Origin of the sequence: Paenibacillus periandrae, assembly GCF_022458865.1 — a bacterium.
Taxonomy (GTDB): Bacteria; Bacillota; Bacilli; order Paenibacillales; family NBRC-103111; genus Paenibacillus_S; species Paenibacillus_S periandrae.
Window position 1 is genome coordinate 288040 of sequence record NZ_JAJNMU010000003.1, and the last position, 11101, is coordinate 299140.

Below are 11101 nucleotides of genomic sequence, written 5' to 3' on the forward strand. Positions count from 1 at the left end.
AAATGGGACAGTGGAATTTTATGCTCTAAAAGATTAAGATGGTGAGTAGATAGTCTATTCGTATATGAATGTTTTGGAGGATTAATGAAGTGAAAAATAATAGAACACTTATAAGGGTCGCTGCCGTCATACTTGCGTTGGTGTTGGCTTTTCCGCTTCTTACGCTGGCGGCGGGCAGTGATACCAAAATCGATGCTGTGCTTTCGGTGGATGTCAGTACCTCCATGAACGAAAGCGATGTAAACAAGGTTAGCAATGAAGCTATGAAAATGTTCATCGATATGGCATCCGTCCAAGGCGACAAGATCGGTGTGGTGGCGTATACGGATCAAATTCTACGGGAAAAGGCGCTGCTGAAGATCGGCAGTGCAGCCGATAAGCAGAGCTTGAAAACATTCATCGATCAGCTGACGAGAGGGCCTTATACCGATATAGCTGTTGGAGTCAATGAAGCGGTGAAAATTCTTGAATCTGGAGGCAGCGAGCCCGGGCATGTTCCGTTGATCGTTCTGCTGACCGATGGCAACAATTCACTGAATGCGGGCAAGAGCCAGCAGCAGTCCGATCAGGTGCTGAATGAAGCTGTGAAGAAAGCCAAGGACAAAGGCATTCCGATCTACACGATTGGCTTGAATGCGGATGGCACCTTGAACAAGGATGTTCTGGAGCGGATTTCGACAGAAACAGGCGGCAAGCTGTTCATTACCTCGACGGCCGACAAGCTGCCGCAAATATTAAGCGAAATTTATGCGAGCCACCTGAAGCTTAAGGTTGTACCACTCACAGGCATTACCGCGAACGGTCAGTTCCAGGATGTGACAATTAACATTCCCAATGCAAGCGTGCTGGAAGCGAACATTTCCATGATGTCGTCCAAGCCGGTGGAAGCGAAGCTGATCAACCCTGCGGGCCAACAGCAAACGATCCCTTCTGACAAAATTATTTATACCGCTTCCTCCGCTTATACGCTAATCAAGCTGATAAGTCCGGTGCAAGGCGATTGGAAGCTGCAAATTAAAGGCGTTCCGAAAGAAAAAATCGACATTAATTTAATTTATAACTACGATGTGCAGGTGTCGATGGAGGTTTTGTCGTCTAATTCTTATAAGCCTGGCGACACGGTGCCGATTAAAGCATTTTTGGAGTCGAACGGTGCCAAGATAACGGATGCCGATTTATACAAAAATCTCAAGGCGGCGCTGGTCATAACCGATCTCGATACGAAAAAAACGTCGGAAACACCACTCACGGCTTCGGTACAAGGGATAGAAGGAACGTTCAAGATCGCTGAGGCGCATGACTATGAAATCAAGGTCAAGGCAGAGGATGCGAGCTTCGTTCGCGAATCGCAGCCAGTGACCGTTTCCGCCAAAAAAGCCGGATCCAGCGCACCTGTACCGCCCCCAACTACTGGCAGCGGTGAAGCGACTGCAGGGGGCAATTCTGCTCTGCTTGGACCTATAGCTTGGATTGTAGGGATTTTGCTAGTAGTGATCGCAGCTGCATTGTTCGCATTATCGCGATGGAAAAAGGCGAATAAAGGCTTTTACGGACAAATGGTCGTTGAAATCAAGGACGAGGATACCGGAGAGCGAACGACCCCGCAGTACCGCAAGCTGAATGCGTTCAAAGGCAAGGTGGAGCTTCACCAATTGCTGCAGCTGGCGCCGGAATTTGCCGAAACGAAGCAGATCGTGTTTAAGCCGGGACCTGGAGACACGGTCGTTCTGTACAACCAATCCGGTTGTGTTATCGAAAAGGGTGGTCGTTTATTCGACGCAGTAAACGGCAAGGAGCTTAAAAACAACGATCGCATCAAAATTTTATTGCAAAATATGAATAAATCAATCACGGTTGAGTTTATCAAATAAAATCCATGTGCAAACGATGAAACAGGATGCGACAATATGTCGCAGCAGGGAGATCATCCATTCGACAAGTGTCGAAGACACGCCTCCTTACCCTGAGCATTCACGATTTGGACAAGGCATCATATAGGAGGCCATCAATATGAAAGCAGTTGTCAGAGAGCATATTCAACAGCTGGATGTGTCATTGGGCGGAGGCATTATCAGCGACAAAATTCGTGTTGATACAATAGACAATCCGATGCTCGTTATTGGGCTTGGCGGTACTGGAATTGACGCGCTGCTGCGTCTGAAATACCAGATCAACCGCAGATTCAAGCTGCCCGAGGATCCATTCACGAAGAAGAAAAAGGAGAAGCCGGCCAATGTCGAATTTCTCGCACTGGAAACGAATGAGCATGACCGTAACAAAAAATATAAAGGCATCGGACTCGACCCGCTGACCGAGTTCGTGCTGCTCTCCAATGCCGAAATCGGCAGTGTTCTGCAAAACCGCAGCATTCTTGAGCCTTACATTCGCGAATGGCTGTCACCGGAGCTGACAATCACAGATGGTATTAATGGCGCATCAGGTGTCAGACAGGCCGGACGTCTGCTGCTGTTTACGAAAATCGTACAGGTTGTGCAAACCATCGAACGGAAAATCAAATCGTTATCTGTCGGCACAAACAAGAAGCTGATGGTATTCGTGCTGACGGGCCTCGCGGGAGGTACAGGCAGCGGCTGCTTCCTCGATATCGCCTATATCGTACGGGGTATCATGGAGCGCGATTACGGCTCCGCAGGGGTAGATAAGGTCAACATACTTGGCTACTTGTTCACGCCTGACGTCAATTTGGCGAACAAAAGCCTGACTGAGCATTCACGCGAATATATTAAAAAGAACGGCTATGCGGCGATGAAGGAACTCGACTACTGGATGAATGTCGATGAGCGTACTGAGCGGTTCAAGCAGCAATATGCGAGCATCCTGAACGTTAATTCGCCGATGCCTCCATTTAATTTGGCACATCTTATTTCTGCTACGAATCTCGAAGGCAAGCTGCTCGAAAATGCTTACGATTATTGCATGAATGTAACAGCGGAGAATATCACCAACTTTATGGCCAGCGAGGACAAAAGCTCCGGCGAGGAATTCGCGATCCATGACTATATCAGCAACATCCGCACGAATATTAACCAGATGCCGAAAACGTATGCCGCCAACTATCAATACAATATTTTGGGTGCGTCCTCTGCGGTGCTGCCAATTGAGGAAATGACGACTTACTTGGCCTACAAGGTGTTCCAGCGCATGGAAAAAATGTTTGACGCCGGACCGACACAGGAAGAAGTGGAAAAGCTGGCACACAAGCTGGGTATCGATCCTGACTCTGTGCATCGCGAGTTCGACAAGCGTGTTCCCGAGCCGATTCCCGGTTATCAGAACAGCGAACGCTTAAGCTATAACAACGTCATCAAGCAGCAGGTCGTCAACATCGATACAGAGCTGGAGCAAAGCTTCCTGTCGCGTGCCCGTGAGGAATATATCAAGAGCCGCAAGCAGCTGCCCGGTCAGATCAAGGAAAGCTTCACCGAGCAGATGACGAAAATTTTCGGAAATCCTGAGCAGGGACCGTTTTACGTGTCGCGGATTATTTTGCAGGACAAGGGCTTTTGTCTGCTTAAGCTGATCTCCTCCTATATAGAAGCACTGCGTGAAAGCATCTACCGTATCCCGCGTGATGTGGAGTCTGCTGAAGAGCAGTCGGTTCAAAAAATGACTGAGGCCCGCAGCGCGTTCATCTCCAAGGACAAGAAGAAGGATGCTTTTATCGAGTCCAAAATCCAGGAATATCTGCTGCACGCTGACCGCGAGCGGATGGAGCAGATGGTCGAATTTTATGAGGATTTATATAAATTGATCAATGATGAAAATTCGCGGATTTATCAGGTGTTTTCCGAGCTGTTGAATGAGCTGAATAAAATATTCGAAAAGAACGGACGGATTCTGACCAATGGTGAAGAAGCAGTCGATCACAAGGGGAACCGTACCTATTATTGGAACGTTGTCAGCATCCCGGATATTGCTTCGCTTGTTGGTGAAGTGACGAATGAGAAGAACGTCAATGAATTGATCCGTGACTTTACGAGCGAGCTGCTGGCCAAATCGAACCAGTGGATCAAAGAGCAGGAAGTGGACGTGATCAGCTCGATATCCGAGTTTTTGACCGATCACTTTGGCGATTTGATCACCAAATCGATGGAGGATTATTTGATCATCAAGTATGGTCACGAGGATTCGATTGAAAAGCTTGTTGAGCAGCGGATTGCGAGCCGCCTGTACGAAGAAGCGAAGCCGGTGTTCCATTTGAGCAATAGCTCGGGACATTTTAATTTCCCTTCGTGGGGTTTTGTTTCGGTACCTTTTAAAGCACCAAGTATTTTCAAAGGTATTCGTAATTTCCAGGATAACGCGATTGCCAATTCACGCTTTACGATCAAGGAAAGTCAGGTAAAAAACCGTATATTCTGGTTGAACACCCAAAATGGGATTCCGCTGTTCCTCTACACACCTATGAAGGTATACGAGGAAAGCTATGAGCGGACTATTCTTGAGCCGGAGGGTGTGGGCCGCCATCTGGTGCAGACGGATAAGGTCAATTGGACCTACCTGCCATCACCGATTCCGGAAAAATCTTGGGGTGACACGTATCAGAATGGACGGGTGAAAAGCTATAACGCCGAGGTGCGGTTTTCCTTCGAACGCGCGCTGACACTCCATGTTATCCGTCAAAAAGGCGTCGACAGCGGGACGATTAACCGTTACGAATGTATGTTTACGAAGCCTTTTGACCTGAACCGTTATTTGGAGGCTTACTCCTTACAGCTTGCTGCATCCAGACCGAATCTGGGAGAGCTGCAGCGCTGTGTAGGCGATTTGAAGCAGCTGCTTGAAAAAGGACTGGAAGTTGAACGGACGAAGGATATTTTTGGCAGCGTGAATTCGGAGATGGCCAAGGAAAACCTGATCCGTTCGCCTGAGCTGCTAAAGCTGGTTAAGGATGAGCTGAGCAAGTACGACCGGATTGCCGAGAAAATTGCCGAGTTCGAAAAGCTGCTGAACGCCCATAAGGACGAGGAAAAGCTGATCACCAATTTCATTGAAGCCATCTACACCTCGACCATTACCAAAAAAGGTGCGCTGTACGTCTATGATCACGACGCTGACGAAGATCCATGGGAACCGTTCGTTAATTTGATGAAGGTTAATAAATTTGTCGATTTCGAAATTTATAGCAAGCTTCGCGAGCTGGACGAGAAACGACAAAATCTGCTGCAGCGCAAAGCGTCCCGACGCAGCCAAAGCCTGACGGCATCCGATGATATCAAGCTGCTGGTCGAAACCTTGCGTCAGATGGCCGAGTCGTATCAGGAGTCAAAAAATGAGCTCGACTACGAACGTACCGAGCTGGCTAACGGCGAAGCGATGTACCAGTTCTATAAGCAGGTGTCGAGCAGAGTGAACGATATGGTGAAGAGTTTAAAGTAAGTCTTTGTGAAGGCAATGCTTGGTGAATATGGATTCATTGTGGCGGTTATTCCGAGAAAGGGATGGTATTCCACCGCTGTTGAAGTGCAAGTTGTCTTTATTATATGTTTATAGGTTACAACTCGAACTTCAAAGGCGGCCGTTACACTTTCCATACCATTCCCTTTCCCTCCATAACCTCCATGAATCCATATTCACCTGATCAACCTCTCAACAGCCTTCTTTAGTGCGAGGGTAGAAGGGCGACTGTAACCCCGCCCGCAGGGCAGGGGTTAAGCGTCCAGGTCTTTTAAGCTCTGGGACTTCAGAGCTTAAATATTTGAGGGCTTTGAGATCTAAGATTGAAGCACTTTAGAATGCACAAACAGAGAAGCCCAAAAGCCCAACCCAAAAGGCAATCTAAATTGTGTCTGAGACTCAAAGCTGCTCTCGCCAAATCGGCAATAATCTCACTTGCATCAGTAATCTCAAATTTTCCCATACCACATCAAGTAAGCGGGTCCCGAAGGGACGATAAGCGATTAAAGCCCACAACATGCTGGGTTTACAGCAACATCCAAACCAAAGCGTGTCCCGCAGGGACGATAAGCGGCCCGAGAACACAATCGTAAGCATACGGCAAAGGGAGTCCAGAGGGCAGCGCCCTTTGGGGCCCTCCCTATAGGGAGGGTTTGGGAGGGTAGCTTCCTCAGGTTGAGGGTAAATTAGCCCTTAGGGTAGGGAAAAGAAGCCTTATGAAAGGAAGGAAGGTTGAACAATAGTGAATTTACGCGAAAAGCTGCTCTCATTCGCGAATGCATATTCCGCGGAATTGGATCATACGGGTATCGATGATGATGAGCTGCGCAGCATCAACCATCCAATTGTTTTTGTATTTTTGGGGGATCAGTCTGTGGAAGCCTTGGAGGCAGTGCATGCCTTAAACAGCACGAAGTGGAATAACTCCGCAGGTGTTGTTTATCTGCATATAGGCACGAAGGCTCCCGCGGCGCGGGATAACGTATATGGCTGGAGCTTACCAGCCTCGTCAGAGGACAAGCGCAGCCTCCGCCCTTCGATCCACGAGCAGTTTTATGCTAATGAATCGAAGCTGCTCGAGTTGAACGTCACTTTACGCAGGATGAACAGCCGAATCTCAGAGTTTGGACGGATGTATACCCATCTGCAGCGCTTGAACATTGCCGTTGTGACCTGTTTGGATGACCCGTCCAATGTGCTGCTCCCGGAAATTTCCGTTTTGATGCAAACCATCTTCGGAGAACAATTTCGTTCCGTCGCCATTGATCTGTATGGCTTGCTTGAAGAAAAAGCGGTAGGGGAGCAGTTTGCGCTGCAGGCCTCGTTGGGTGTCAGTTTTTTGCGAGAGCTGGATGTGTATCAGAGCAGGGATTACCATTTTGACGGGATGCTGCAGGTGACGGGTGAAGGTGTTCGTCTGCCTGTTGTTCACTCACCATCGCCACTGTTCGATGTGATCTATTTGTTGAGCGATAAGGATGAACGGGGAATATTCGCTGATCATGGGATGCAGGGCAGCTATGAAACGATTTGCAATATCAACCTGTTGAAAAACCGCAAAACCATGAACGAGCTGGATCCGAAGCATGGTGCGTACAATAATCAGCATTTTAAGCAAAATGCGACCCCGCCGGATGGAGACGGACGAGTTTATGCGTCGGCTGGTTTTTCCAAGGTGAAGCGGCCGAATCCGGCGATAGCGCTGACTGTTCTTTATCATATATACAGACACCTGCTGGAGCGGATGAAGGTGAATGCGGAGCTGGGCACAGGATTTGTTCAGGAGCTGCTTGACCTGGAGCCGCAGCGGTGGGATCACGATATTCGCTCGTTATTACCGGATCGTGAGCGAGCCGTAGCCGGAATGTTTGGTCTTTTGCATGATAATGTTTCCTTGTCGGAACTGCAGTCGATGACGCTTCGTCAGGCAGAATCGGCTTTGTATGGAGGGAACGCACAATTCTTTTTTGATACCAACATTGTACGAGTGCTGGAAAAGGCTTTTGCAGACCGGGATTTTGGCGGAGGGCTGAAGAAAAAACTGGATAACCGGATCATCGATCACCCGTTGTACGGATTTTACGCTGCCTATCTATGTTCCGCGGATGGTGTGAGCGGCAATTTGATCCATGTGCTTCAGGAATACGTGAAGGAGGCTGCAAAGCTTCTGGAGCAAGGACAAGAAGAGCTGGAGCAGCTATATGCGGATCGTATGGAGGATCAGCCTTTTGCCAAAGTGTCGTTCTGGGGCCGGATTACGAACAAAACCTCGGTCAAAAGCCTTAGTCGTCCTTTGCTCGAATTGATCTATGGAATGAAGCTCGATTTGCTGCTGCAGGAAATGAAGCTGCGGTTATTGAAGTTGTACCTGCATGAGCTTGAGAGCCTGCACGAGCGGGCCAAGCCTTTTGTAGCGCGGTTGCATCAAATGGAGAAATCGCTACAGGATGCAAGCCGGGGTAGTATTTCAATGACCAGTGACTATCTAAGCCGCAACATTAATGAGTATTACAGGCATGGGGTAGAGCAGATTGTAACGGAGCTGGAAAACCGTCGCGGTGCGCAGTTTTATTTTGAGGAGCGGCAAATGGGCAACATTTCGCAGCTGCTGGTTCAGGGTGAGGACTATCTGCTGGAGCGGTTGATTGGGATGGCGCGCAGGGAAGTATTTGTGCAGCCTTTGTTTCAAAAAACATTCGAAGACGAGCTGCTGGAGCGGGCTAACGTAGTTGCCAGCTATGATAACCGAGAGGTGCTCTCCAAAGAAGACCTGTTCCGCGATTTGTACAGCACACTCGAAAATGAGGCTGCCATACGCGCTGATGTGTACCATTCCACGCATAAACACCGTTATATCGAAAAATATTTTTTTGGTGATTACGAAAGTGAATTTATTCGCTACGCATTTGCTATCGATCAGGGCAGCCGTGCCTATAAGCTGGGTTGTGTTCAGGAAATGAAGCACAGCGGAATTGAAAAGCTCAATATTATGGGCGGCTTCCGGATCGAAGACTTGATGTATTATCGAAATGGCAAACGTTATTACGATACGTATGTGCAGAATGGTTTTGTGTTCCATAGTATGGACAATGTTTGACGGCAATCCCTATCGTATGTACAAAATACAAAACGCTCGTTCAAAGAAGCACCAACTTTTGGTATGATAGACTCATCTATAACCAGCACCACACCAAAAGTCTAGCTTGTCCCGAAGGGGCTGAAGCGTCCCGAGAACACATAGTCACGCAAACCAGCACCACACCAAAAAGTCGAGCTTGTCCCGAAGGGGCCAAAGTGTCTCGAGAACACATAGTCACGCAAACCAGCACCACACCAAAAAGTCGAGCTTGTCCCGAAGGGACGAAAGCGCCCCGAGAACACATAAGTTTCGCATATAGTAAGGGAGTCCAGAGGGCAGCGCCCTTTGGGGCCCTCCTTTGGGAGGGTTTGGGAGGGAGATTATTTTTTATGCGTAAATGGAACGGACTATTAACCTTATTCAGTTTAATCAGCGGGATTATCGGATTTATAATCGGAGAATACATCCTTGACCGCTGGGATGGAACGATTCACGAAACGTTACTGATGGGCCTGTACTTCGGCCAATTTGCATTGGTGGTCGGTTTGGGCTGCCTGCTGGCCGAAATCATCTCGCCACAGCTGAACGGGAAAAACTGGAGGCTGCGTTATGCCAATGAGGGCTGGAAATTTCTTGTTCCGGCGACACTAGTATTGTTGTTCGCTGCGGGAGCACTGTTCCAATGGGGCTATGGTTTACAATTAGGTAACAACGACAAGCCGCAGGATTACGTCCTGCTTATTGATATGTCGGAAAGTATGAAGACCAGTGATCCGCAGAAGCAAAGTATTCAAGCCGCACAAGCCTTGATCAATAAACTGGACGATGGGAAGCAGGTTGCGGTATTCACATTTAATGAACAAACCCAATTGATTGCTCCATTGACCAAGCTTAAGGATCCGGCAGCGAGAGCACAGCTTACAGCGAAGCTGAGTGCGATTGGAGCGCCGATAGGCCGCACGGATATCGGCAGAGCGCTGGATACAGCGATGGAGCATCTGACCAAGGAACGAATCGCCAACCGTAAGGCGGCCGTAATCCTGATTTCCGACGGATACAGCGATATGGATGAGGTCAAGGTACTTACTCCCTATCAGCAGCAGCGCACCCGGATCCATACCGTGGGGATTGATTCCACACAGGTAGAGGGCAATCAACTGCTGCAGCGTATTGCCGCGCAAACAAACGGCACCTTTCATGATGTGAAGCGTGTGGAAGGCGTCGCTAACGCATTCGATCAAATATACCAAAATGGGCAGCGTTGGCATTTGGTGAACGAGCGTGCAGATACAACAGCAGACGGATATCACGGCTGGCTGCGGATTGTATTGATTCTTATGATAGGCGCACTGCTCGGCCTGGCAATCGGTATCGTATTTGATAATCGTTTCCTGGCAAAATGCTTTGCCATTGGCGGGGCTTTGGGGGGCCTGATCGCAGGTATTATACTCGAAACCGGTCTACAAGGATCCACTGAACCCTTTATCGTTCGTGCTTTCGCTGATGTGGCGCTTGCTTTGGTGCTATCCTTATCTACGGTACTGATAGCGGTAGGGGGTCCAGGTGGCTCTGGTACGGGAAGAAACGGATTTCGTAAAACAGCTTTAGAGCAGCCGACACGCGGTGAACGCCAAGGCGGTGAGACCATACGCAAGCAATTTCGTTAAGCAGGCTTTACAAGGCTTGGATTCATGGTCTGATGAAGTCATTAAATAGGAGGCTGATTCTTTTGCAGTGGGAAGAGCCTGAAATGCAATACCGGATTGTAAAAGCAGCCAGTCAGTCTCTGGACGGGGAAAGTATTGTCACGTGGCAGTGGCCGAAGCATGTGGAGGCTGTATATGTATACAGCTTCCCGGATGGCACAGAGCAGGAGCCGGAGGGGCTGGAACAGAAGCGACTGAAGCTGTTCACCCGGGAGGAATATAAAACAAGATCAGGCTATCGGGAGCGCATCGAGCATATCGGTGTACAGGGCTATCGGATATTTCCTTGCCTGATTCGAGGTGGTCAGCCAGTTCCCTTGAGGCAGATCGATCGTGAGAATTATGTGCGTGTCAGCGGGGGGAAGGCCAGGCTTCGTTACTCCATTAAATATGGAAATAAATGGTTTAGTAAATATAAATCGGTGCAGATTCAGCTTTTTTGTGAAATGGCGGTTCCGCAGAACGCGCTGTGTTATGTGAAGAAAGAAGGGGCGTCCCCCGTGAACAAGGAGGATGGCATTGCCTACCCTTTTCTTAATGATTTTGCCGCAGGCAATCATCGGCTTCCCGAGATAGAGGTTGGAAAAAATGAGTTTATCCGACTGTTTTTTACCGATGGCAAAGCTTTTGGGGAGCTTTATGAGTTGATCGCCGAGTAGCGATGGCTTGCGAAGCTAGGTTCTGTTAATTTTGCGGTCAGGTGAATAATGAGCGGAGCGCCCAAATTTTCCTGTAGAAGCGTAAGCGTTCGCCTTTGTTTCCGTAACTTTACCGCTAATTGTCTGATAAAATCAAAAAGATACGGAAACAACAGCGATCGGAAGGATATTTGGGCGCGCAGCGGAACTTATTCACCGCAGTAGCATTTTTTCCATAAAAAGATTTAAGGAGGGAAGGT

The 11101-nt window shown here is 48.5% G+C and carries 5 protein-coding genes; all 5 read left to right on the forward strand.

The window, feature by feature from the left end; translation table 11 throughout:
- Positions 1-68 precede the first annotated feature (68 nt).
- A complete protein-coding gene (locus tag LRL21_RS06250; RefSeq protein ID WP_240414894.1) occupies positions 69-1871 on the forward strand; it encodes a VWA domain-containing protein in 1803 nt (600 codons plus the stop codon).
- A gap of 139 nt (positions 1872-2010) precedes the next feature.
- Complete coding sequence (locus tag LRL21_RS06255; RefSeq protein ID WP_240414895.1) at positions 2011-5400, forward strand: tubulin-like doman-containing protein; 3390 nt, start codon at positions 2011-2013, stop codon at positions 5398-5400.
- A 760-nt stretch (positions 5401-6160) separates the two neighbouring features.
- On the forward strand, positions 6161-8515 hold the full coding sequence (locus tag LRL21_RS06260; RefSeq protein WP_240414896.1) for a hypothetical protein: 2355 nt from the start codon (positions 6161-6163) through the stop codon (positions 8513-8515).
- A 371-nt stretch (positions 8516-8886) separates the two neighbouring features.
- Positions 8887-10164, forward strand: a complete 1278-nt coding sequence (locus LRL21_RS06265) for a vWA domain-containing protein (RefSeq protein ID WP_240414897.1) — start codon at positions 8887-8889, stop codon at positions 10162-10164.
- A 62-nt stretch (positions 10165-10226) separates the two neighbouring features.
- Complete coding sequence (locus LRL21_RS06270) at positions 10227-10862, forward strand: hypothetical protein (RefSeq protein ID WP_240414898.1); 636 nt, start codon at positions 10227-10229, stop codon at positions 10860-10862.
- The last annotated feature ends 239 nt before the right edge of the window (positions 10863-11101 follow it).

Bases quoted from the DNA above. Each gene is read 5' to 3' on its own strand.
- LRL21_RS06250 (WP_240414894.1), top strand. From the start codon at position 69: ATGTTTTGGAGGATTAATGAAGTGAAAAATAATAGAACACTTATAAGG.
- LRL21_RS06255 (WP_240414895.1), top strand. From the start codon at position 2,011: ATGAAAGCAGTTGTCAGAGAGCATATTCAACAGCTGGATGTGTCATTG.
- LRL21_RS06265 (WP_240414897.1), top strand. From the start codon at position 8,887: ATGCGTAAATGGAACGGACTATTAACCTTATTCAGTTTAATCAGCGGG.